Genomic DNA, 25,891 nt, shown 5'->3' with positions numbered 1-25,891 from the left:
AGGTAAAAAGCTTTCAAAAAACTCAAAGAGTTGGCTTTCTTCGCCCTCTTCACCCAATAATCCTAAAACAGTAATACTTCCCGTTTTGCTAACATGTACTAAGTGCATTTCAATAGGGTAAATAACACCGTTTATTTTATGTTCTGAAGGTTCGTGGAAATGGATTTGCTTTAAATGATACGTTTCGTTTTTGTAATTAATAGAATCGCCTGCTTCAAAATCAAACTGAACGGAGTGTCCGTTATTTTCTACTTCGCTTAAAAGTGTTGTTGGTGCATATTGAATTTTTAAATCGCCCTTAGTTTTTACAGAATCTGCATCTTTATTTATAATATTTATCGGCGATTGGTTTTTTCCATCGCAATCGGAATTCTTTTCAACTTCGACCCAATGTTCTGGAGAGGTTTCACCAGAATAACTCCAGTGATGTGTGTTTTCGGTTTCTGCAGCATGGGATGTTTTTGGTGCTTGTTTGCAAGCCACTACAGCTAGTAAAATAGTTAAGGAAAGTAAACAAAGTTTCGCATTCATAATATGATAATTTGAAAAATTTTAATCCTACAAAATTACTATTATCACAGAGTCAAAAGCTTACTTTTATCATGTTTTGAAGATTTTTACGAAGTTTTTTTCTAAACTTAAAAAATGTCTAGCGCCTGCGTTGTCCTGAAAATTCCATAGCCTCGCCTTTCCCAAAACCATAACTAACACCAAAGGTTACAAAGCGACCGCGTTGTCTGCTATTAAACAAATAAAAGTCGGGTTGCGTCGTGGTGATTTGGTCTATTCTTGACGCAAAAATATCGCGAATGCTTAAATTTAAAATCACTTTTCCTTTTTACTCGATTTTGCCAAAGGATAAAAAGTTAAATATAAATTTAATTAGTAAGATAATTGATCTACGTATTCTAGCTGCTAAGTATTCATCGTAAACTATATTATCTGTTTTTAAATGTATCTATGATTTTTCGTGTCAAATTATAAACAAACGCATTAGTTTTAGCATAATGGAACGATATAAAACAAACCACAACCATAAATAGAACAGCTCCTAAAATTGCAGTAGTCGGTTCTAATGAATTACTTAAAAACTTTTTCAATCCATAGCCCGTAAAACTTCCGTAGAGTAAAATAAAATGTATTACATAAATGGATAATGTTTTTTCACCTATCCTTGCAATTATAGATTGTTTTAAAAATTGCTCTAAAGTATAAAAAACACCAAATAACATTAATACATCACCAAGTCTTGAAAATAGATAATTGTAGTTGGCGCTCATTTTAAACAATTCTATATCCGTTACATCATAAAGCTTTAATAAAAACCATGATGAATAATAAATAAGAAATCCACCCACAATAAAAAAGATGATAATTGTAGAGAGCTTAAAGCGATCACGATGCACATGTCTAAAAAATACCGTAGAAATAAAGGCACCAAAAGCCGAATATCCAAACCATGGTAAAATAGTAAATACCGAGCCATTTGATTTTATTAGATAGTTGCCAATGATTTGTGGAACATGATCTAAAGTTAAGTTTCTGTACAGCGGTTCAGTAACGAAACAAACACATCCTATGGTAAATAGAACAATAGAAAAAATATAACTATGTTTTTTAAAAAGAATATGTAAACCCACCAAAAAAATTAATGATACACCAATACACTGTAAAACATCAACGACAAGAAAATAAGAACTAAAAGATCCAGAGAGCCAACTAAAAACATTAATACGTAAGCTATAGCCGATGGCAAGAAGTAGTAAACCTCTAAATAATCCTTTTTTTATTCTGGTTTTATCATTGCCTTTAGCATAAGCACGCAATAGTAAATAGGCAAAAACTAAACCTGAAATTGTAAAAAAAGTAGGAGCTGTAATTCCTCTAAAATAAGACCAAATGGTATACGCTGTATTTGATTTGTCTTTATAGACTGGTGCTAATAACGTATCAATAAAATGACCTTGAAGCATCATTAATATAGCAAATGCTCTAACGGCATCTATAAAATATAAGCGATTAGATTGCGCCATAAGTTAATTTAACAAGGATAAATATACTTTTAAATTATCGATTCAGAATGTTTGTAAAGTGATATATTTATAAAATAATGTTAAATATGGAGCAACTCATTAAAACCTTTTCAGATTACGCATGGGGAATACCTTTGGTAGTTTTGCTTATTGGTGGCGGATTGTATCTTTTAATTTTATCAAGGTTTTTACCATTTCGTTATATTGGTCATGCTATTCAAGTACTACGAGGGAAGTATGACGACCCAAATGACCCAGGGCAAATTTCACATTTTAAAGCCTTAACAACAGCTTTATCTTCTACCATTGGTATGGGGAATATTGCAGGAGTAGCCGTCGCTATTTCGGTTGGTGGTCCGGGAGCCATGTTTTGGATGTGGATAAGTGCACTAGTCGGGATGTCTACTAAGTTTTTTACTTCAACTTTAGCTATTATGTATCGCGGGAAAGATAGTGCGGGCGAGTTACAAGGAGGACCCATGTATTTTATTATGGAAGGGTTGGGTAAATCATGGAAACCTCTAGCGGTTATGTTTAGTTTAGCAGGGATGTTTGGTGCTTTACCAGTTGTAAATGCCAATCAGTTAACGCAGGCTATAAATGATATTGTTCTTATACCTAATGGTGTTGAAGTTGGCTTTACCTCTAATGCGATAATTGCTATGGTATTAGTTTCGCTAACATCTGTTATTATTCTTGGTGGCTTAAAACGAATTAGCAATGCAGCTTCTAAAATGGTGCCTTCAATGGTGATCTTGTATTTTGTTTTGGTGCTGTTTATACTGATTTCTAATTATGAGATTGTTCCAAAATATTTCGTGATGATTTTTACAGATGCATTTGCTGCAGAAAATTTTAAAGGCGAGCCGTTTTTTGGTGGTGTTCTTGGTGCTTTGATTCTTTTAGGAATTCGTAGAGGTGCCTTTTCTAATGAAGCGGGTATTGGTACAGCACCCATGGCCCATGGTGCAGCAAAAACCGATGAGCCTGTTCGTGAAGGTTTAGTCGCTATGTTAGGGCCTGCGATAGATACTTTAGTAGTGTGTACGCTCACAGCTTTGGCTATTTTGGTCACTGGTGTTTGGGAAACTACTTCAGATAATGGTGTTAGTTTAACGGCTTCTGCATTTAACCATGCCATGCCAGGTTATGGTGCTTATTTACTAATGATTTGTGTTTTAATTTTCAGTGTATCTTCATTGTTCTCTTATGCCTATTACGGTAGTAAATGTTTGTCGTTTTTAATTGGTGCAGACAAGAAACATTATTATAATTTTATATACATTATTAGTATCATATTAGCCGTAACCACACCTTTTAGTATGATGCTAAACCTAATTGATGGTGTGTTTGCACTTATGGCAATTCCAACGATGATTTCTACAATAATAATGGCGCCGAGAGTGGTGAAAGAAATTAAAGGATATATAGAACGAATTAAAGAAGATTGATTTTTAAATTTATACATATACACCCTGTTTTGAACGATTTGTACCCCACTAATTACCTCAATAGCATTAAATTTAGTTTTTTATAAAATAGTATAACCAAACTTAAATTATGACAGATAAAGAAAAAGCAAAAGCCTATTGGAAAGAGAATATAAGGTATGTTCTTATTTTAATGTTTATATGGTTTATAGTGTCATTTGGCGCTGGAATTCTACTTAAAGATGCTCTCAATTCTTTTAAAATTAGAGGTTTTAAATTGGGCTTCTGGTTTGCACAACAAGGCTCCATGTATGTGTTTGTGGTTTTGATATTTGTATATGTACGTTTAATGAATAAACTCGATAAGAAATATGGTTATGATGCATAGTTTATTAGCAGAAGGTATCGGGGTTCAAAATTGGACATACATTTTAGTAGGCATAACATTTACATTATATATAGGAATCGCCATTTGGTCTAGAGCAGGGTCTACCAAGGAGTTTTATGTCGCCGGAGGTGGCGTTTCACCTTTAGCAAACGGGATGGCTACCGCTGCCGATTGGATGAGTGCTGCGTCATTTATATCTATGGCAGGTATTATTTCGTTTGCAGGTTATGATGGTGCCGTATATTTAATGGGCTGGACCGGTGGTTATGTGCTTTTAGCATTATTATTGGCACCTTACTTGCGTAAGTTCGGAAAGTTTACGGTTCCCGATTTTATCGGTGACCGCTATTATTCTAATACAGCACGTTTTGTAGGTGTTATTTGTGCGCTTTTAGTGTCTTTTACCTATGTAGCAGGACAAATGCGAGGTGTGGGATTAGTGTTTTCTCGTTTTTTAGAGGTTGATATAAATACAGGTGTGATAGTAGGGATGCTTATCGTATTATTTTATGCAGTACTTGGGGGTATGAAAGGTATCACATATACCCAAGTGGCACAATATTGTGTGTTGATTTTTGCATTTATGGTGCCTGCTATTTTTATTTCTATTCAAATGACAGGAAATCCCATTCCTCAATTAGGTTTTGGTAGTACATTGGCAGATGGTTCAGGAACTTATTTATTGGATAAATTAGATGGTTTAAGTACCGATCTTGGTTTTGCTGAATATACTGAGGGCTCAAAATCAATGGTAGATGTTTTTGCTATTACATTAGCATTAATGGTTGGTACAGCAGGTTTACCTCATGTTATTGTTCGGTTTTTTACAGTAAAACGCGTAAAAGATGCTCGTAAATCTGCGGGTATAGCTTTATTGCTTATTGTCATTTTATATACTACGGCTCCAGCAGTAGCTGTTTTTGCTAGAACAAATATGATAGAGACCGTTTCAAATAAATCTTATGCTGAGGTCCCTGTGTGGTTTAAAAAATGGGAAACTACAGGTTTAATTACGTTTACGGATAAAAATAATGATGGACACATCCAATATGTGGCTGATAAATCTAAAAACGAATTAGTAGTAGATAATGACATTATGGTTTTAGCAAATCCAGAAATAGCAAACTTACCAGATTGGGTTATTGCCTTAGTTGCAGCGGGAGCATTAGCAGCAGCATTATCCACCGCAGCAGGATTATTATTAGTTATTTCTGCATCTGTTTCACATGATTTAATTAAGAAAATAATAAACCCAAATATTTCCGAAAAAAATGAATTAGCTGCTGCACGTTTGTCGGCAGTAGTAGCTGTATGTGTTGCTGGATATTTTGGAATTAATCCTCCTGGATTTGTTGCCGCAACCGTAGCCTTGGCCTTTGGTTTAGCAGCAGCTTCATTTTTTCCAGCTATTATTTTAGGTATTTTTTATAAAAAAATGAATAAAGAAGGTGCTATCGCAGGTATGGTTGTGGGTATAACTGCCATGCTATTATATATGGTGAAATATAGGCTGGGTTGGTTTGATGATGTGTTGCCAGATAAAAGTGAATGGTGGTTTGGAATTTCACCTGAAGGTTTTGGTACAATTGCAATGCTTTTAAATTTTATAGTTTCTATTGTTATTATGAGATTTACACCAGACCCTCCTCAAGAGGTGCAAGATATCGTTGAAAATATAAGAATCCCAAGTGGCGCAGGAGATGCTACGCATTAATGTATAAAAGTCTTTTTCTGTAGATAAATTTATGTTGTTCGTAGAAAAAGTTTAATGTATTACCTTATATTTTATTAAGTTAGAACGCACATCATAGGATTTAAGAATTCAAAAGAAAACCAATGAGTAATTACCACATAAAACATTTAGAAGAATACTATCAAGTTTATAGAAAATCCGTTAGAGAACCCGAAAATTTTTGGGAAGAAATAGCTGAAGAACATTTTATGTGGCAACGTAAATGGAATAAGGTATTAAGTTGGGATTTTTCAAAACCCGAAGTAAAATGGTTTGAAGGCGCTCAATTAAATATTACTGAGAATTGTATTGATAGGCATTTAGCAACACGAGGTGAAAAAACGGCCATTCTTTTTGAACCTAATGACCCATCAGAAGAATCAGAATATATTACTTATAATCAATTACACGCAAGAGTAAATCAATTTGCTAATGTTTTAAAAGAGCAAGGTATTAAAAAAGGCGATCGTGTTTGTATATACCTTCCTATGATTCCCGAATTAGCTATTTCTGTTTTGGCTTGCGCCCGAATAGGAGCTATACATTCAGTGGTATTTGCAGGATTTTCCGCAACAGCATTATCAACTAGAATTAACGATTCCGATTGTAAGATGGTTATAACGAGTGATGGATCTTATAGAGGTGCCAAAACCATCGATTTAAAAGGCATTGTAGACGAAGCTTTAGAAGATTGCTCATGTATCGAAACAGTTTTAGTTGCAAAGCGTATTCAGACAAATATTAATATGAAATCGGGACGTGATAAATGGTTACAACCACTTTTAGATAACGCTTCCGCTATATGTGAAGCAGAAATAATGAATGCTGAAGATCCATTATTTATTCTTTATACATCAGGCTCTACGGGCTTGCCAAAAGGGATGGTTCATTCTACTGCTGGTTATATGGTACATACCGCCTATACGTTTAAGAATGTTTTCCAATATAAAGAAGATGATGTGTATTGGTGTACGGCCGATATAGGTTGGATTACTGGACATAGTTATATTGTTTATGGACCACTAGCAAACGGAGCAACAACGGTTATGTTTGAAGGTGTGCCAAGTTATCCTGATTTTGGTCGTTTTTGGGAGATTGTAGAAAAACATAGAGTAAATCAATTTTATACAGCACCAACTGCTATTAGAGCATTAGCAAAAGAAGGTTTAGAGTTGGTTGAAAAATATGATTTATCATCGTTAAAAGTTTTAGGTTCTGTTGGCGAACCTATCAACGAAGAAGCGTGGCATTGGTACAATGATAATATTGGCAAAAAGAAAAGCCCAATTGTAGATACATGGTGGCAAACTGAAACGGGTGGTATTATGATTACTCCAATTCCGTTTGTAACACCAACAAAACCGACTTATGCAACATTGCCGTTTATTGGTATTCAACCCGCATTGATGGATGAAAATGGAAAAGAATTAAAAGGTAATCAGGTGGAAGGTAGGCTATGTATAAAGTTCCCATGGCCAAGTATAGCGCGAACCATTTGGGGAAACCATCAACGTTATAAAGACACCTACTTCTCAGCATATAAAAATAAATACTTTACCGGAGATGGAGCCTTACGCGATGAAGTTGGTTATTATAGGATAACAGGAAGGGTAGATGATGTTATTATAGTTTCGGGGCATAATTTAGGTACAGCACCTATAGAAGATGCTATTAATGAACATCCAGCAGTGTCAGAATCTGCCATTGTCGGATTTCCACATGATGTAAAAGGAAATGCGCTTTATGGTTATGTTATTTTAAAAGATACAGGAGAATCTAGAGACCAAAATAACCTAAGAAAAGAAATTAATCAGATTATTACCGAACATATAGGCCCAATTGCTAAGTTGGATAAAATCCAATTTACAAATGGCTTACCCAAAACTCGTTCAGGTAAAATTATGCGTCGAATTTTACGTAAAATTGCGCATAAAGACACTAGTAATTTGGGAGACATAAGTACGTTGTTGAACCCTGAGGTTGTTCAGGATATTATGGATAATGTGTTGTAAATATCATAAACAAAAAGGCTTAAGCTAAAACTTGTTTTTCAAAAAAAAGTCTGCATCATAAATCTATTCATATGAAATTTTGGGGAAAGGAAATTTTTTTATAACTAATCAAAGTACTTTCTGCCTTTAAGAAAATTAGTTGTTCAACCGTTTTAATCGCAATAATTTCACTTTCTAAGTTTAGGTAGTTTTTACCAAAGCCCATTTATTATTAAATTACATTTAACTTAAAAAGTTATTTGAAAAATAATAATTAACTAATATTAATTTTCTTAAAAGTTAAATTAAGGATAAAAATAGTATTAACTTTAGATAATATTTGTTAATACCCTAAAATAAAATTCATAACAAAAGTTAAGCCGTATGCTACTCATATAGCATGTAAAGTTCAGATTGGTACTTAAGGCGTATTTAATAATATAAACACTAAACAGATAATTATGGCAAAATCAAAAGATGCAAAGAAAAATGTAAAAAAGGAGGCTATTTTAACACCTAAAGAAAAGAAAGCTGCAAAACTCGCTAAAAAGGCAAAGCGTACTTAGTGTGTTATAAGTTAGTTTCAGAAATTTTAAAGCCACTCTATATGAGTGGTTTTTAATTTTAATATTTATATCCTAGCTATATTAAGTATTTTTACATTCAATTTACCAATAAAGAACCATTTAGATGCGTCACCTCAAAGAAGATAACCCGAAATCCAAAATCAAAAATAAAGTAACCATGGTACAAGCCTTTAAAACCATTATATGGCCTAGGCGTAAATTAGTGTTTATTGGGTTGGTTTTAATAATCATCCGGAGTTTGTCTGGGTTAATCTTACCATGGCAAAGTAAAATTTTACTTGATGAAGTCGTGCCAAGTAAGGATACAAGTCTTTTATATAATTTAATAACCATTGTGTTATTGGCTATTTTTGTTCAAGCTATTACATCATTTTTACTAACGCGTATTTTAAGTGTACAAGCACAATATTTAATAAGCGAATTACGTGCTCAGGTTCAGAAAAAGGTATTATCATTACCTATTAGCTTTTTTGATAATACAAAATCGGGAGCATTAGTATCTCGTATCATGAGTGATGTTGAAGGGGTTAGAAACCTTATAGGTACAGGATTGGTGCAATTAGTTGGGGGTTCTTTTACAGCCATAGTATCCTTAATTATTTTAATAAAACTAAATGCGTGGATGACACTTTTCGTGTTTGTGCCACTTTCTATATTCGGATATATTGCACTTAGGGCTTTTAAATACATTCGCCCTATTTTTAGAAAACGAGGTAAAATAAATGCAGAAGTTAAGGGGCGTTTAACTGAAACTTTAGCTGGAGTAAGAGTTATAAAAGCATTTAATGCAGAAGCTCAAGAAAATATCGTGTTTGAAAAAGGTGTGGATAAACTATTTCAGAATGTAAAAAAGAGTCTGACAGCAACTGCTTTAATGACGAGTTCTTCAACATTTTTAATTGGTGTTGCAACCACAGGCATTATGGCTATTGGAGGGTATTATATGATGCAAAGTGAAATGACTACAGGAGAGTTTTTATTCTTCACTTTAATACTTGGTTTTATGATTGCACCCATAGTACAAATGAGTAATATAGGTAGCCAATTAACTGAAGCATTAGCAGGTTTAGATAGAACGGAAGAGCTGATGAATATGACTGCAGAGGAAGATGACCAAGAACGAAGCGTACAATTAGAAACTTTAAAAGGCGATATTGCGTTTGATGATGTATCGTTTTCATATGAAGAAGGGAAAGAAGTGCTTCATAATATCAACTTTAAAGCATCAGCAGGTTCTGTAACTGCTTTAGTTGGGAGTTCAGGTTCTGGTAAATCCACTATTGCAGGATTGTCGGCTACATTTTTAAACCCAAAATCAGGTAAAGTTACTATTGATAATCAAGATTTATCAAAAGTTAAATTGAATAGTTACCGCCAATATTTAGGTGTGGTATTACAAGATGAATTTTTATTTGAAGGCACTATCAAGGAAAATATTATGTTCCCAAGACCAAATGCCACAGAAACTGAATTACAAAATGCTGTGAAAGCAGCTTATGTAAATGAATTTACTGACAGGTTTGAAGATGGTTTAGAGACATTAATAGGAGAAAGAGGTGTAAAGCTTTCAGGAGGACAACGGCAGCGATTAGCCATTGCACGTGCTATTTTAGCAAACCCTAAAATTATTATTTTAGATGAAGCCACATCAAATTTAGATACAGAAAGTGAAGCACTTATTCAAAAAAGTTTAAACGAGTTAGTAAAGGACAGAACAACTATTGTTATTGCTCACCGATTAAGCACTATCAGAAAAGCGGACCAGATTTTAGTTATAGAAGCTGGTCGTATTGTAGAACGCGGCACGCATGATGATTTGATTAGTTTAGAAGGTAGATATTATGACTTATACACTTATCAAGCTAAAATTTAGATTTTTGTTTAACGTTAAGGTACTTCCTATATTTAGCTAGTTCTTCTTTAAACTAAGAATTTAAAAATTTATATATTTAAGAAAACTATTGACTTATGAAAAAATTATTATTATTTGGATATATAATTATTGCAATATCAGCGTGCAGTAAAAATGATAAAATTATAGAAGAAGAAGAAGTATTTACAGATAAAGGAACAAGTGTTTTTGCAGATAACAATCCTTATAACGATGTCATGATGCAAGCGTTTTGGTGGGATAGTTATTCAGATTCAAAAACTAATAATTATAATTCTTTTTACGATTTTTTTGAAGATAAAATTGTTGGACTTTCCAATGCACATATTGATGCCATTTGGCTTCCACCACCAAGTGAGGGTGAAGGAATGGGATATCACCCACGTAAGTTATTTGATTTTAATTCAGAACATGGAACAAAGGAGGAGTTAGAATCCTTAATTACATCTATGAAATCAAGAAAGATGCATCCCATGGCAGACATCGTTATTAATCATCGGATTGGCACATCTAATTGGACGGATTTTACTGAACCAGCATGGTCTTGTGAATCTATTTGTATAGATGATGAAGGTTTCACTGACCCTAATGCATTTGGCACTAAACCTTGTGGGGATCTTGACGAAGGTGAAAGTTGGGGAGGCGCAAGAGATTTAAACCACAAAAGTTTGGAAGTTCAAAATGGTATTAAAGATTACTTCATCAGATTAAAAGCGCTTGGTTTTGATTCTTGGCGTTACGATTTTGTTAAAGGTTTACCAGCCAAATACATCGGAGAATATAATCAATCTACTCCCTATTATTTATCTGTAGGCGAATACTGGGATGGTGATATAAATGCTTTAAAAGGATGGATAGATAATACCAAATTTACAACTTCAAATATTTTAACAGAAGAATCAGCTGCTTTTGATTTTGCCTTAAAGTATAAATTAGGTGATGCTATAGTAAATAAAGATTATTCCTTATTAGAAAGTAATAATTCCTTAGCTAGAGAGAGTGGGTATGGAAACAAGTCTATTACTTTTTTAGATAACCATGATACAGGTTGTATCAATAGGACGGATTGTGATAATTTATTTTCAAAAAACGTAAATGAATTAACAAAAGGATATGCCTATTTATTAACCCACCCTGGAATTCCTATGATTTGGGGGTATCATTATTTTTTCACAGATACTACTGGTTCACTTAGAAAAGATATAGATGAATTTATTTTAATAAGAAAAGAAATGGGGATTAATGCTACTAGTTCTGTGCGGGTCATTGAAGCTATAAATGGCTCCTCTGGATACTATGTAGCTGAAATTGATAGTAAACTATTAATTAAAATTGGTGATGCCCCTTATATACCGTCAGGAACTTGGATAGAATTAAAAAGTGGTTCAGGATACAGTATTTGGTCTAAATAATTTAAATATGATGTGCGATAAGCTGAGTTTATAATTTTTGGTTAATCAAATAAATATAATTTAATGAATCCGAAAATCAACCAGTTATAACTTTAGTTTTCCGCTTTAAAATAACAAAAACCAATAAGGACATAATACCAAATAGAGAAAACCCAATGAATAGAGGTAACACAGAGTCTGTAACAAAACCACCTATGTAGTTTGCAATAGGAACCGCCATAACTGTAGAAATAAATCCATTTATCGCAGCACCAATTCCTGCAATATGACCTAAAGGTTGCATGGCTATGGCCCTTAAGTTTCCGAAGAGAAAACCAACAGCAAAAAACTGTAAAGCAAAGAACCCAATTAGTATACCAACGCTAGGATTATTTCCAGACCAAAATAAAATAACATACAAAACTGAAATTGCTGCATAAGCGATACAAGCTGCATATGATATTCGCATCATGCCATATTTAACAACTAAACGACTATTCAAATACGTAGCGAGTCCTATCGATATAGCTAAACTTGCAAAAATATAAGGAAATAGGTCTCCCAAATTATATTGGACTTGAAAAATTTGTTGAGAAGTACTTAAATACACCATAAAAGATCCAGTAATAAAACCCGATACAAATGTAAATGCCACCGCTTCTTTATGTTTAAAGAATTCTTTTGTGCCATCAATAAAAAGATGAGATGAAAACTTTATTCGTTTTTCTTTAATTAAGGTTTCAGGTTGCCGTTTCCAGAACCAAATCATTATGAAGACACCAAATAATAAATTGAAATAGAAAATAGATTCCCAATTAAAAAAGGTCATTAAAAGTTGACCAAGAGTTGGAGCAACCACCGGAATTAAAATGAAAAACATAACTACAATTGAAATTATTTTAGCCATATAATCACCACTGTATGAATCTCGTATCATGGATAGTGCCAAACTTCTGGGAGATGATAAACCGATACCTTGAAGTACTCTTCCAATAATCATTACCTCAAAATTGTTGGTAGTCACACAAATAATACTAGCAATAATAAACACTATAAAGCCAATAAAAACAATAGGCTTTCTTCCAAAGCTATCTGAAAGTGGTCCAAATAAAAGTTGTCCAAAACCAAGTCCCAAAAAAATCATGGTTATTAATAGCTGATTATCATTAGGATTTGTAACACCTAAGGCATTACTAATTTCTGGTAAAGCAGGCAATAAAGCATCAATCGACAAGGCTACAATGGACATCAAAGAAGCCATTAAGGCTACAAATTCATACTTAAACTCTTGGGGTTTTTGCATGGTGCAAAAGTAGGCGAATTAAATTCTATAATAACTCAATAATCATCTATTAACACAATGTTATTATTGTTAAATTTGATACTTTACAAATTCATATAAATGAAACATCAGGCCCTTTTAGATTACATTAATAAACATGTTAATTTAACAGCTGACGAGGAAGCCTTTCTTACCTCTAAAGTGTCCTATAGAAAGTATTTAAAAGGACAATACATTGTCCAGCAAGGTGATGTTTGTAAATATGAATGTTTTGTGATTTCCGGATGTACCAAAACATTTTTTGTTGATGAAGAAGGGCAGGAGCATATAATCATGTTTGCAATTGAAGATTGGTGGGCCTCAGATTTGGGGAGTTTTATTACTCAAACCCCGGCAGATTTTAGCGTACAATGTATAGAAAACACAGAATTTATCATGTTTTCTAATGATGATATTGAAGACTTATACAGTGAAATCCCAAAACTAGAACGTTTTTTTAGACTCATAATAGAGCGGGCGTTTGTAGCTTCACAAAAACGATTGATTAGAAACTTTAGTCTTTCAGCTAAAGACAGATACCTTTATTTTAAAAAGCAATACCCCAAAATAGATCAACGTATTCCGCAGTATATGATAGCTTCATACCTAGGTGTCACGAAAGAATTTTTGAGTAAAATTAAAGGACAACTTCTTTTGGAATAAAATAATGTTAAACTAGTTTAACATTATTTTATAATCTATCTTATTATATTTATCACTAATTCGTCAGATATTTGCCGTATAATAATAACTAATTTAAAAATGAAAAATACAATTAAAAATTTTGCTATTGTAGCATTGGTAACATTTACTGCATTTTCTTTTACTACTATTGAAGAAAATAAAAAAGAAATAAAAACGGATAAAAGTGAAGTCGTTTGGAAAGGCTACAAAGTAACTGGTTCTCATGAAGGTACTATAGCTATTCAATCAGGTTCATTAACTTTTGAAGATGAAAAATTAACTGGTGGTGAAATCGTGATAAATATGACCACAATAAATACAACTGATTTAGAGGGAGAGTATAAAGGAAAACTTGATGGTCATTTAAAATCTGATGATTTTTTTGGTGTTGCAAACTATCCAACAGCTACTTTAGTTTTTAAGGATGTAACTGCTTCAGGTAAAAATGCTTATGCGGTTTCAGGTGAGTTAACTATTAAAGGCAAAACAAATCCCGTAACGTTTACTATTTCAATTTACGGAAGCAAAGCAACGGCATCTTTAAAGGTAGACAGAACGGAGTATGATGTGCGTTATGGCTCTGCAAGTTTTTTTGATGGTTTAAAAGATAAAGCTATTTATGATGAATTCGATTTGGTAGCAGATTTAGAGTTCTAGTTTATAGAATGAATTATATGTATCACAAAGGCACTCAGAAATGGGTGCCTTATTATTTTAAACAGTTTTAGATAGAAGTATTAATACTATATTTGCACGGTATTAAGACATTCCATTTATGCCATTTAAAAAACTCATTCAACCTTTAAAGGACACGCTTGAAAACAAAGGTTTTGACGAACCCTTAGTCCTCCAAAAATCAATTTTATCAAAAATAAAAGGAGGTGCAAGTTTGTTTTGTATCGCACCTAAAGGAGCTGGTAAAACTACGAGTATAATACTTAGCGTAATTCAAAAACTAAAAGGAGAAGCTTTTGAAGATGCTCCTAGAGCTTTAATTTTTGTAAAAGATAAACAAGCTGCTTTAGATTTAGAATTAGAATTTAAAGCGTTTCTAAGAGGTACAGATTTACGAGTGTATTGTGCTTATGATGAAAAAAGTATGGATACGCAACGTGAAGAAATTTACGCAGGTGTAGATATTGTTATTGCAACACCTAAGCGTTTAAATAAAATATTTTTTCTTAACGGAATAAATTTGAATAGGTTGCAAATGTTTATTATTGAAGATGCAGAATTTTTGTTTAGAAATAATAACCTTGGAGAAATAACTCGAACTCCTGAAAGTATAGGCAAGTGTCAATATTTAGTGTTTTCAGAAACGTTTGATAACCGCTTTGAGCGTTGGCGAGAATCATTTATGTACAATGCACAGGTTGTTAGATCTAAATAATTTTTAATGAGGCAAAAATTTAAGATTTCTTTTTTTATGGTCTTAGTTTTTATAGCTAATTCTTATTGTGGGCATGCTCAAATTAAAAAAGAAAATTTAAAGCTAGGTTTTACTTACGGTACGGGTTCTCAAAATAAATTTCCATTTAATGACAGCGATTACACCCACGAGGTCACGTTCTACAAAACTCAAATAAATTATAGAATTAAAAACAAACAAAATTGGGCATTCGAAGTTAATTTAGAGCCTAGTTACAATGTCATCGAGCATCAACTATTAAATAAATATTATGTTAAGCCTAGTGATGCAGAAAACTATCAAGAACTCACAGAGCTATACATGCAAAAGCGCACTTTAAAAGAATACGTTTTAAACTGCGGCTTCATTGTAAGATATAAAATATATAATGGCATTAGTACTTATGCTATTGGTAGCGCAGGGCCTATGGTTTCTGATAAAGCTACAGAACGAATTGCTAAAGGTTTTGCGTTTTCAGATGTTTTTGGTTTTGGGTTATCTTATGAGATCAATAAACTACAATTTGATTTTAGACATTCTTTCAGGCATACTTCAAATCTTGAATTGAAACAGCCTAACGGTGGGCATAACACTGTAAATGCTGAGTTTTCTGTGTTGTTTAAACTATGATATTTCAAATTTAAAAATGCATTCTATTATTTAATTAGTTATATTACTTGTAATACTTTACGTATTCTATTTTAATTTGTTATACTTTAGCGTTGTTATTACTCCAACAATTTAGGAATCATAATTAATACTAAAAATCAATTTAACTATTAAAATAACAAGTCTCTGTTTGTGTTTTTTTATTTATGGTTTGACTGCTTTTGGTCAAGTAGATAACGATTACTTTCAATTTGTTGATTCTGCTGATGTTCATATAGATGCTGATTCTAAAAAGGCATTATCCTTTCTTGACGCTATTCCTGAACCTATTGAAAAAAATATACCTGGCAGAGTTGCAGACTATTATTCAATAAAATCGCTTATTTACGATGATTTAAATGAATACACAATGCAACACCAGTGCATTATTTTGACACTTAAGTACGCTAAAAAAGAAAATAATTTTTGTGTTGCTGGAAAAGCAAGTATTGATATTTTTTTAAATTTATATTTCATAAAAAAAGATCGTTCAGCTTTTAGATACTTAGATGAGGCAATAACCTATTACAAAAAATGCGATTATGAATACGGTGCTATTGAAGTTTTACAGGTTAGAGCCTATGCAAAGTATCTTGATGGTGAATATAAAGCATCTAATATATTACTCTTAAGTGAACTTGATACGTACAAAAGCATAAATGAAGATGCTTACTACTATATGTTTGCACTTTATATGCTTACTTCGAATTATATTTATCTGAACGATTTGGAAAATGCACGTAAGTATTTCAAGGAATTTAAAAGATTAAAAAATAACTCTACTATTGTAAAATACAATTACTTCAATTTTGAGGCAGGCATAAATAAATCTTTTGGTGATTTCTTTTTTAATAAAAAACAAATAGATTCAACGCTTTATTATTTAGAAAAATCAACCAAATTGACGGATTATATGTCTGAAGATGTTTTGAAAAATTATTATAGATTATATGCTGACACCAATAAGTATCTTGGCGATATAGATAAATCGAAGACCTACATTGATTCATTAATATTTGTTCAAAATAGGCTGTTTAATAGAACTGTGAAAGCAAGTTTTAAAGTAAATGATTCATTAATTACAGCTGAATCTGAGTTAATAGTGCAAAACGATAAAAAAGCTTTCAATCGTATTGTAGCTGGATTTTCCGTTCTAGCTTTGCTATTATTAAGTTTATTAATTTTTGTTTACTATTGGAAACAAAAAAAGAAACTAGAAGAGCATAATCTCGATATAAAGAATAGTTTATTATTCTTAAAAACTAATAATGAACAACTTGGCGTAAAGGTTTATGGTTTAGAAGAATATATTCAAAACCTTAAGAAAGAAGTTAAACAAATATCAAGAACAGGAAGTGTTGACCATCAAAAAGAAAAAATAAAAAATTTATATAAAAATTTACATCTGAATTCCTCAACGCTATTAGACAAAAGTGAAAACCATTTAGATCTGGTTAATAATCTTAATATTGCGTTTTTTAGAAAAATTGAAGAAAATTACCCAAAACTAAACAAACCTGAAATTATTATTTGCTATTATTTGTTTATGGGATTTACAAATAAAGAAATTGCTGTATTTCTAAACACCACTATTAGATCTGTTGAAAGCAGGCGTTACAGGATATCTAAAAAAATGAATCTTTCTAAAAAAGACATGACTCTTCTTGAATTTTTGCAGAGTACTTTTTCCGATACTTTGAAGAATAATGAATTAAGTTGATACTTTTTTATGCGTTTTATAAATTTGAGTAATGAATGCGTAACCAGTAGTAGCTTAAAATACATCTAAATATATGATCTTTATAAAAGCTATTATTAATGAATTAATCAACAAAAAAAATCTGCTTGTTTTTTGTATTTAAGGTTTGATTAAAATTATTATTTGATATACTGGGTTGGTTGTGTTTCAAATTGATTTTAGTTGATGAAACAAGTTTATTTGTGGTTAATTAAGAACTTTTTTAAAAGTTCACAAATTGAAGTAAAATCAGGAGTCTAATTTATTAGGCTCCTTTTTTATAGCGGTATATTTCCGTGCTTTCTTTTTGGTGTATCTACTTTTTTATCTTCAAGCATAGCAAAGGCCTTTAATAATTTGCGTCGTGTATTTTTTGGTAGAATGACTTCATCTATAAACCCGCGTCTAGCAGCTCTATATGGATTTGCAAATTTTTCAGCATATTCGGCTTCTTTTTCAGCTAATTTTTCTTCAGGATTTTCGGCTGCAGCAATTTCTTTTCTAAAAATAATTTCACTTGCTCCTTTTGCACCCATAACTGCAATCTCTGCGCCTGGCCATGCGTAATTTAAATCAGCACCAATATGTTTAGAGTTCATGACGTCATAAGCCCCTCCATATGCTTTCCGTGTAATAACGGTCACTCTGGGCACTGTGGCTTCACTGAGTGCGTATAATAGTTTAGCACCATGCACTATGATACCGTTCCATTCTTGATCGGTACCTGGTAAAAAGCCTGGAACATCAACTAAAACCAGTAATGAAATATTAAAACAATCACAAAAACGTGTAAAACGAGCTGCTTTTTTAGAGCTATTTACATCCAAAACTCCAGCTAAAAACATGGGTTGGTTTGCTATAATTCCAATACTTCGTCCACCTAATCTAGCAAAACCTACAATAATATTTTCTGCATAATCTTTATGGATTTCATAAAACGAATCAGAATCAATAATCCCAGATATTACAGCATGCATATCATAAGGTTTGTTTGGATTATCTGGAACAATATCAGATAAAACGTCTCTTAATTCTTCTTCAGGTTTAAAAGGAATATTTTCTGGTAATTCCGTATTGTTTTGGGGCAGATAACTCAATAGCTTTTTTACGTCTTCTAAACATTCAATATCATGCGCAGACGTTTTATGTGCTACTCCAGATTTTGAAGCGTGTGTTAAGGCACCACCTAAATCTTCACTACTTACTTCTTCGTTAGTTACTGTTTTTACAACATTAGGTCCAGTCACAAACATGTAACTTGTATTTTCTACCATCAAAGTGAAATCGGTCATAGCAGGAGAGTATACGGCGCCACCAGCACAAGGTCCCATAATAGCTGAAATTTGAGGAATTACGCCAGATGCTTGTACGTTTCTATAAAATATATCAGCATACCCACCAAGTGATCTAACCCCTTCTTGAATACGAGCGCCACCAGAGTCATTTAAGCCGATAATAGGAGCACCAACCTTGACTGCCATATCCATAATTTTACAAATTTTTTCGGCATGAGTTTCAGATAAAGCACCTCCAAAAACAGTAAAATCTTGCGCGTAAATATAAACCAACCTGTCATTTATAGTACCGTATCCTGTAATAACACCATCACCAAAATACATTTCATTTTCCATGCCGAAATCGGTGGTTCTATGGGTTACCAAAATTCCAATTTCTTCAAAAGAACCTTCGTCCATTAAATAATTAACACGTTCTCTTGCAGTTAATTTTTTCTTAGAATGCTGTTTGTCTATGCGTTCTTGTCCGCCTCCTAAATGTGCTAGTGCAATGCGTTCGTTTAGTTTGTTTATTTTAGAGCCCATTTTTCTTGTTGAGTTGTTTGTTGTAAAGTTACATGATGCCTTAATTGCCTATTCAATTATACTTACTTAATTGGTAACCTTAGTAATTTCTGATTTTTTATATAGTGTTTAACAGCTATTAAAGCTGCTATTTTGGCTTCGTTTTCAGTTTCTGCTTTCAAAGCTTCAGGAGAATAATAGTTTTTAACGAAATGTGTATCAAAATTCCCTGACCGAAATGCCTTGTTTTCACAAACGTATTTCCCAAAGGGAAGTGTTGTTTTTACTCCTTCAACATGATAGTTGTCAATGGCTTTAATCATAAGCTGAATCGCTTCCAGACGGGTACTTCCGTAAGTGATTAATTTAGAAAGCATGGGGTCATAATAAATAGGAATATCCATACCTTCTTCAAATCCGTTATCAACACGTATACCTTCTCCTTTGGGGATTTTATAAACCTCTAAATGCCCTACACTTGGAAGAAAATCGTTTAGAGGGTCTTCAGCGTAAACACGCAATTCTAATGCATGACCGTTAATTTTTAAATCGGCTTGTTTTATTTGAAGTGCTTCACCGCGAGCTACTTTTATTTGTAGTTCGACTAAGTCAACACCAGAGATTAATTCTGTAACAGGATGTTCTACTTGCAAACGTGTATTCATTTCTAAGAAATAAAAATTATGTTTCGCGTCTAATAAAAACTCAACCGTTCCTGCACCTAAATAATCACAAGATTTAGCAACTTTAATAGCAGCTTCTCCCATTTTGTTTCGCAATTCTGGAGTTAAAATACATGAAGGTGCTTCTTCAACGACCTTTTGATGACGACGTTGAATACTACATTCACGCTCAAAAAAATGTAAAATATTACCATGGCAGTCTGCCATTATTTGGATTTCAATATGACGTGGTGAGGTTACATATTTTTCTATAAAAACAGAACCATCACCAAATGCAGAAGTGGCTTCACTAATGGCACGATTCATTTGTGATTCCAAATCACTTTCTTTTTCAACAACACGCATCCCTTTTCCGCCGCCTCCTGCTGAAGCTTTTATTAAAATAGGGAACCCAATGTTTTTGGCAATAGTTTTTGCTTTGTTAACATCCGTTATAGCTTCATCAATCCCCGGAACCATGGGAATGTTATAGTGTTTTACAGCTTCTTTTGCTGCCAATTTGCTCCCCATTATTTTAATGGCTTTAGAGCGTGGGCCAATAAAAATGATATTGTTTTCTTCACATAACTCAGCGAAGGAAGCATTTTCACTTAAAAAACCATAGCCAGGATGTATAGCATCTGCATGAAGTTGTTTTGCGACTTTAATAATTTTGTCTCCTCTTAAATAGGATTGGTTTGAAGGAGGCTCACCGATACAAACCGCTTCATCTGCAAACTTAACATGTGGTGCATTTCTATCTGCTGTAGAATAAACCGCCACTGTTTTTATACCCATTTTTTGAGCTGTTTTCATGACTCTTATGGCTATTTCTCCTCGGTTGGCAATAAGTATTTTTTTCATAGTTATTCAAATTCTATTAGCAATTGATTTTTTTCAACAGCATCTGTTTTATTTACGGAAATGGATTTTATAATTCCGTCTCTTGGAGAGGTAATACTATTTTCCATTTTCATAGCTTCAAGAATTAGTAGAGGCTCATCTTCTTTTACTTTTTGACCAACGCTTACACTTATTTCTAGTATGAGACCAGGCATTGGGGCTTTAATAGAATTTACATGTTTTGTTGATCCAATGGCGAATCCCATTGCTTTAATAAGAATATCTAAGTCATTAAAAATATTAATACTATATAGATTATTATTGACTTTTACTTGATATGATTTTGTATTGAAATTTGCTTCTTTAATTTCAACTTTAAATGATTTATTATCTTGAAGAATGTGATACTGTGAGTCTGAAGTTTTTACTGTATCAAGATTTAAAATTTCATCATTTTTAATTTCAAAATCAAAAGTATCATTTACGTTGGCTTTGAAAACTTTACCCATAAGTCCCTAGAATTAATTAATAGTAAATATATGAATTTTATATACTCTGTTTTATTTAAAAAAATTTGAATTACATTTTAAGTTGGATAAAATTATTAAAAAAGTAAATTTTAATTGATCAGATTAATCATATTTGGACATAACTATTTAGACCTTAAAATTAGAATATTCTTAATGCTTTTTAATAGCTTTTCTGGGTAAAACAATGCCTATGAATAGAGAAGACAGGGCACCTAAAATAAAACTATAGAGGAGTAGTCGTTTCGATTCCTTTTCATACTTATCTCAAACTTTATTTATAAAATGATTACGAAAAGAGGGCAATGGCTAAAAGTATTAAAGTCAATTGTTGAAATTTTTCTTTATGCTTCGTATTACAAATTCATAATAAGATTTATTTGAAGGCACAAAATGATTATTGTTAGTATCAATTTTTTGAATTAGTGCTTCAAACGCATCAAAAGATACTAATTTGATAGACTCAACTTCTTCCTCTTGAAGAACTAGTTTCGATAGTGGATTATTAAATTCAGCTATAAACGTATTATGAAATTCGTGATCTATAATCCCACTGTCATAAGTTTGAAAACATTCAAAAACACCAATCTTATGTAAATCAAACTCAGAAATAGTTAACCCAATTTCCTCTTCAGTTTCTCTAATTGCGGCTTGTTTAGGAGTTTCACCAGCATCAATATGTCCAGCAACTGAAACGTCCCACATTAATGGATAAATTGTTTTTTTTGCTGAACGCTGCGATAATAATATATCACCATTGGTAGTATAAAACCAAATATGAGCGGTGTGATGATAATAGCCTTTTTTGTGAATCACTGATTTTAATTCAGACTTTCCTGTTGGATTTCCGTGTTCATCTACAATGTCTATATATTCGTCCATAAAAGATTAGTAAAAAAAGATATTGTTTTAAAGTTTTAAATTCTCTTGTTTAAAACGTATGATGGAGTTGATTTAAAGTTCTCATTTGCGTTAGGGTTTGCAGTAGAAATCCTTTTGCTTTTCGCAAAATATTGTAACATAAAGCCCAACCTTTAGGTAACCTGCCGGCAGGCAGGCGCCTAAATTGTTTATATTAATAATTAAACGTCATTACGAGGTACGAAGCCATTTGTTGATTTTTAGTTCAAATAAAAAGAGTGCTTCAGTCATGCTTCCTTCGCAATGACGTTTTAATTTAAATATTACTTAAAATAGCTAAAAGATTCTCCATCTTTTATATTAAGCAATGTCTCATATATTAATTTAATTACGTTTTCAACATCTTCTTTATGAACCATTTCCACAGTAGTATGCATATAACGTAACGGTAATGAAATTAAAGCAGAAGCAACACCGCCATTACTATAAGCAAAAGCATCCGTATCGGTTCCAGTAGCTCGTGATAAGGCAGAACGCTGAAAAGGAATTTTTTTAGCCTCAGCAGTTTCCGTAATTAAATCACGTAGTTTTTGTTGTACAGCAGGAGCATAAGCCACTACAGGACCTAGGCCCATTTCTAAGTGTCCTTCTTTTTTCTTTTCAATCATTGGTGTTGTCGTATCATGAGTTACATCGGTAACTATAGCTACATTAGGTTTTATGGTGTGTGAAATCATTTCAGCACCACGTAGTCCTATTTCTTCTTGCACCGAATTGGTAATATATAAACCAAAAGGGAGATTTTTTTTATTTTCTTTTAATAAACGCGCCACTTCGGCAATCATAAAACCACCCATTCGATTATCTAAAGCACGACACACAAATTTATCGCCATTTAAAATATGGAACTCGTCTGGATAGGTGATTACACAACCTACGTGAACCCCCATTTTTTCAACTTCATCTTTATCTTTTGCACCAACATCAATAGTAATATTATCTGGTTTAGGTGCTTCTTCTTTCGCTTTATTTCTAGTATGAATTGCTGGCCAACCAAAAACACCTTTCACAATACCCTTTTTTGTATGGATGTTTACAATTTTACTTGGTGCTATTTGATGATCACTACCACCATTTCTAATCACATAAATTAATCCGTTATCTGAAATATAATTCACATACCATGAAATTTCATCAGCATGCCCTTCAATAACTACTTTATATTGTGCATTTGGGTTTATAACACCAACTGCTGTTCCGTAAGTATCTGTAATAAATTCATCTACATAAGGTTTTAAATAATCCATCCACAGCTTTTGTCCGTCCCACTCATATCCAGTTGGAGCTGCATTATTTAAATATTTTTCTAAAAAGTCCATTGACTTTTTATTAAGTATGCTCTTTTTTGCCATAAGATTGTTTATTATTTTTTTTAGTCATTAAAATTATGACTTCATTTTTTTACTGTATTTTGTAAAAATAATAGGAATTATTTAGTTATTACTAATCTCGTAAGAATAAATTGTAACAAAACATATAGTTTTGATACTTATTAGAAACAAAATAGAACTTAAATATCGAGCCACATGAAGCTAACCATTAACGATTTAACGAAAACTTACAAAAATGGTGTTAAAGCCATTGATAATTTGAATTTAGAAATAGGAACAGGAATGTTTGGATTATTAGGTCCTAATGGTGCGGGAAAATCTTCTTTAATGCGTACAATAGCAACCTTGCAAAGCCCAGATTCTGGTTCTATTCAGTTTGGCGATATTAATGTACTTGAAGATAAAATGGCTCTTCGGAAAGTTCTGGGTTATTTGCCACAATCGTTTGGCGTGTATCCAAAAATGTCGGCTGAGAAATTGCTTGATTATTTTGCGACTTTAAAAGGTGTGAGTTCAAAATCTGATAGAGAAGCTTTAGTAAAGGAAGTTTTAGAAATTACTAATTTGTACGAAGTTCGTAAAAAGCATGTTGCAGGCTATTCTGGCGGAATGAAACAGCGTTTTGGGATTGCTCAATTGTTATTAAATAACCCAAAGTTAATTATTGTTGATGAACCTACCGCAGGTTTAGATCCCGCTGAACGTCATCGGTTTTTAAATGTTTTACGAGAGGTCGGTACTAATTGTACGGTCATTTTTTCCACCCATATTGTAGATGATGTTAAGGAGCTTTGTAATGAAATGGCTATTTTAAATGGTGGACGCATTTTACAACATACAACTCCAATGGAAGCTACGGATGAAATTAAAGGACAAATTTGGACTAAAATTATAGAGCGTGACGATTTAGAAAGTATGGAAGCGGCTTACAATGTATTATCGTCAAATTACAACCAAGATAATACGTTAAATATCAGAGTACATGCTATTGAAAAACCAGCCGATGATTTTCTATTAGCCAATCCACAACTAGACGATGTGTATTTTATTGCTTTAAAACGAGATGAACCAATTCTTGCATAAAAGCTATTAACAAACTAATATAATACATATGTTTTCTACAATATTATTTTACGAGTTAAAGTACTGGTTTAAAAAACCAGCATTATATATATATGCTGCTATTTTCTTTATAATAGCTTTGCTTTTTTCAGCGAGTTCCGCTGGTATTTTTGATAGTGTTACAGTTACTACTGGTTCTTCTAACGTAGTTAATTCACCATCAGGAATAACGAGCCTTTTTAATGCGATGTCTATTTTGATTTTCTTTTTGTTTCCATCAATTATAGGTGTTTCAATTTATAGAGATTTTAAAAGTGAAATGCATTCAATTCTATATTCATATCCTTTTACAAAAGCGAACTACTTGTTCGCCAAATTTTTTAGTGCGATTTTAATAGTTACTATTATAGTATTGACAATTGGGATAGCCTTATTTATTGGTTTTAGATTACCTGGAACAAATTCTGATATTATTACTTCTTTTAGTTTAAGATCGTATTTAAGTGCCTACACAATATATATATTACCTAATGTTTTATTATTTGGAGCTATTGTTTTTGGTGTAGTTACGTTTACTAGAAATATTGCAGCTGGATTTATAACCGTTATATTACTCCTATTTGTTCAAGGGCTCATGGAGAGTTTATTATCTGATCCAGATAACAGGCTTTTAGCTGCTATGTTAGATCCTTTTGGAGCTGCTGCTACTGATTATTACACCCGTTACTGGACGGTTTCGGAAAAAAACGAATTGCACCTTCCTATAGAAGGCGTGATACTTTATAATAGGTTGCTTTGGTTAGGTATAGCAGCCTTAGTATTTGGTTTAGTTTATAAGTATTTTTCATTTAGCCAAAATGCAATGACATTAAACTTTAATAAAAATAAGGGAGAACGAACGACTAAAAGTAATTTTGGAGGCATTATTAGAATCAATTTACCTAAGGTGAATTTTGATTATTCTGTTATTCAAAATATAAAAACAACATGGAAGTTATCCAATATTGATTTTAAATATATTATAAAAAGTTGGCCATTTTTAAGCATTGTCTTGGTCGGGTTAATCATTATTTTAATTGCATTATCCGAGGTAGGGAACCTATTTGGGACATCAACGCTCCCTTTAACTTGGAAGATGCTAAATGGAGGTGCTTCATTCACAATAGCTATAAATATTTGTACATTTTTATATGCCGGTATGTTAGTTCATAGAGGCAAAATAGCTAACATGAACCATTTAGTAGACGTTACACCGGCACCTAACTGGGTATTGTTTATATCAAAGTTTATTGCACTTATAAAAATGCAAATGGTTTTACTGGGAGTCATTATGCTTTCCGGAATAGTGTTTCAAATTTATAATGGTTATTTCGATTTTGAAATTGGGCATTATATAAAGGAACTTTATGGATTAAGGTTAATAAATTATGCCATTTGGGCATTTTTAGCAATTTTTATTCAAACCATGTTTAGAAACCCTTATTTAGGATTGTTTGTTTTAATT

At 32.5% G+C, this 25,891-nt stretch carries 21 protein-coding genes and 1 pseudogene; 13 read left to right on the top strand and 9 right to left on the bottom strand.

Annotated elements, in window-relative coordinates; translation table 11 throughout:
- The 3 genes from QZ260_RS06615 to QZ260_RS06605 all read right to left on the bottom strand — a co-directional run.
- A partial coding sequence (locus QZ260_RS06615) for a carbonic anhydrase family protein (RefSeq protein ID WP_295984227.1) occupies positions 1-531 on the bottom strand: 531 nt, incomplete at its 3' end.
- Positions 532-649: 118 nt separating this feature from the next.
- Positions 650-829: a hypothetical protein gene (locus QZ260_RS06610; RefSeq protein ID WP_295984225.1), complete on the bottom strand. Its 180-nt coding sequence runs from the start codon at positions 827-829 to the stop codon at positions 650-652.
- 109 nt (positions 830-938) lie between these two features.
- On the bottom strand, positions 939-2,033 hold the full coding sequence (locus QZ260_RS06605) for a heparan-alpha-glucosaminide N-acetyltransferase domain-containing protein (RefSeq protein WP_295984223.1): 1,095 nt from the start codon (positions 2,031-2,033) through the stop codon (positions 939-941).
- 77 nt (positions 2,034-2,110) lie between these two features.
- Here QZ260_RS06605 and QZ260_RS06600 point away from each other — a divergent pair, with 77 nt between their 5' ends.
- The 6 genes from QZ260_RS06600 (at position 2,111) to QZ260_RS06575 (ending at position 11,464) form a co-directional block, all read left to right on the top strand.
- The gene (locus tag QZ260_RS06600; RefSeq protein ID WP_295984221.1) at positions 2,111-3,484 is read left to right on the top strand and encodes an alanine/glycine:cation symporter family protein; all 1,374 of its coding nucleotides are present in this window, start codon (positions 2,111-2,113) and stop codon (positions 3,482-3,484) included.
- A gap of 109 nt (positions 3,485-3,593) precedes the next feature.
- Positions 3,594-3,851 carry a DUF4212 domain-containing protein gene (locus tag QZ260_RS06595; RefSeq protein ID WP_295984218.1) on the top strand — a complete coding sequence of 86 codons (258 nt, stop codon included), beginning with the start codon at positions 3,594-3,596 and terminating at the stop codon, positions 3,849-3,851.
- A gap of 16 nt (positions 3,852-3,867) precedes the next feature.
- Positions 3,868-5,565 (top strand): sodium:solute symporter family protein, encoded by a 1,698-nt coding sequence (locus QZ260_RS06590; RefSeq protein ID WP_295984229.1) that lies wholly within the window; start codon positions 3,868-3,870, stop codon positions 5,563-5,565.
- A 122-nt stretch (positions 5,566-5,687) separates the two neighbouring features.
- Complete coding sequence (acs, locus tag QZ260_RS06585; RefSeq protein ID WP_295984216.1) at positions 5,688-7,595, top strand: acetate--CoA ligase; 1,908 nt, start codon at positions 5,688-5,690, stop codon at positions 7,593-7,595.
- A 669-nt stretch (positions 7,596-8,264) separates the two neighbouring features.
- On the top strand, positions 8,265-10,034 hold the full coding sequence (locus QZ260_RS06580; RefSeq protein ID WP_295984214.1) for an ABC transporter ATP-binding protein: 1,770 nt from the start codon (positions 8,265-8,267) through the stop codon (positions 10,032-10,034).
- A 95-nt stretch (positions 10,035-10,129) separates the two neighbouring features.
- The gene (locus QZ260_RS06575) at positions 10,130-11,464 is read left to right on the top strand and encodes an alpha-amylase family glycosyl hydrolase (protein WP_295984212.1); all 1,335 of its coding nucleotides are present in this window, start codon (positions 10,130-10,132) and stop codon (positions 11,462-11,464) included.
- Between the two features lie 76 nt (positions 11,465-11,540).
- On the opposite strand, the gene QZ260_RS06570 is transcribed toward QZ260_RS06575, so the two are convergent.
- Complete coding sequence (locus tag QZ260_RS06570; protein WP_295984209.1) at positions 11,541-12,746, bottom strand: multidrug effflux MFS transporter; 1,206 nt, start codon at positions 12,744-12,746, stop codon at positions 11,541-11,543.
- 99 nt (positions 12,747-12,845) lie between these two features.
- Between QZ260_RS06570 and QZ260_RS06565 the strand changes: the two genes are divergently transcribed.
- From QZ260_RS06565 to QZ260_RS06545, 5 genes are all read left to right on the top strand, one after another.
- Positions 12,846-13,427, top strand: coding sequence for a Crp/Fnr family transcriptional regulator (locus QZ260_RS06565; protein WP_295984206.1), 582 nt, complete (start codon positions 12,846-12,848; stop codon positions 13,425-13,427).
- 99 nt (positions 13,428-13,526) lie between these two features.
- Entirely contained in the window at positions 13,527-14,105 is a 579-nt protein-coding gene (locus QZ260_RS06560) for a YceI family protein (protein ID WP_295984202.1), read from the top strand.
- Between the two features lie 118 nt (positions 14,106-14,223).
- Positions 14,224-14,838, top strand: coding sequence for a DEAD/DEAH box helicase (locus QZ260_RS06555; protein WP_295984199.1), 615 nt, complete (start codon positions 14,224-14,226; stop codon positions 14,836-14,838).
- Between the two features lie 6 nt (positions 14,839-14,844).
- A complete protein-coding gene (locus QZ260_RS06550; protein ID WP_295984196.1) occupies positions 14,845-15,486 on the top strand; it encodes an acyloxyacyl hydrolase in 642 nt (213 codons plus the stop codon).
- Between the two features lie 169 nt (positions 15,487-15,655).
- Positions 15,656-17,224 (top strand): hypothetical protein, encoded by a 1,569-nt coding sequence (locus tag QZ260_RS06545; protein WP_295984193.1) that lies wholly within the window; start codon positions 15,656-15,658, stop codon positions 17,222-17,224.
- A 296-nt stretch (positions 17,225-17,520) separates the two neighbouring features.
- Here QZ260_RS06545 and QZ260_RS06540 read toward each other — a convergent pair whose 3' ends face one another.
- The 5 genes from QZ260_RS06540 to QZ260_RS06520 form a co-directional block, all read right to left on the bottom strand.
- Positions 17,521-19,062: an acyl-CoA carboxylase subunit beta gene (locus tag QZ260_RS06540; RefSeq protein WP_295984191.1), complete on the bottom strand. Its 1,542-nt coding sequence runs from the start codon at positions 19,060-19,062 to the stop codon at positions 17,521-17,523.
- A gap of 62 nt (positions 19,063-19,124) precedes the next feature.
- On the bottom strand, positions 19,125-20,567 hold the full coding sequence (gene accC / locus QZ260_RS06535) for an acetyl-CoA carboxylase biotin carboxylase subunit (RefSeq protein ID WP_295984188.1): 1,443 nt from the start codon (positions 20,565-20,567) through the stop codon (positions 19,125-19,127).
- Between the two features lie 2 nt (positions 20,568-20,569).
- Complete coding sequence (locus QZ260_RS06530) at positions 20,570-21,055, bottom strand: acetyl-CoA carboxylase biotin carboxyl carrier protein subunit (RefSeq protein ID WP_295984187.1); 486 nt, start codon at positions 21,053-21,055, stop codon at positions 20,570-20,572.
- A gap of 342 nt (positions 21,056-21,397) precedes the next feature.
- The gene (locus QZ260_RS06525) at positions 21,398-21,955 is read right to left on the bottom strand and encodes an NUDIX domain-containing protein (protein ID WP_295984184.1); all 558 of its coding nucleotides are present in this window, start codon (positions 21,953-21,955) and stop codon (positions 21,398-21,400) included.
- Between the two features lie 302 nt (positions 21,956-22,257).
- Positions 22,258-23,346: a M42 family metallopeptidase gene (locus QZ260_RS06520; protein WP_295984180.1), complete on the bottom strand. Its 1,089-nt coding sequence runs from the start codon at positions 23,344-23,346 to the stop codon at positions 22,258-22,260.
- Between the two features lie 174 nt (positions 23,347-23,520).
- Between QZ260_RS06520 and QZ260_RS06515 the strand changes: the two genes are divergently transcribed.
- Positions 23,521-24,408, top strand: a complete 888-nt coding sequence (locus QZ260_RS06515) for an ATP-binding cassette domain-containing protein (protein WP_295984177.1) — start codon at positions 23,521-23,523, stop codon at positions 24,406-24,408.
- A gap of 28 nt (positions 24,409-24,436) precedes the next feature.
- A pseudogene (locus QZ260_RS06510) lies at positions 24,437-25,891 on the top strand (hypothetical protein); the annotation flags it as partial.

It is taken from the genome of uncultured Algibacter sp. (assembly GCF_905480415.1).
Lineage (GTDB): Bacteria > Bacteroidota > Bacteroidia > Flavobacteriales > Flavobacteriaceae > Algibacter_B.
The sequence above is the reverse complement of the archived record's forward strand: the minus strand, read 5'-3'. Positions and strand labels throughout refer to the sequence as shown.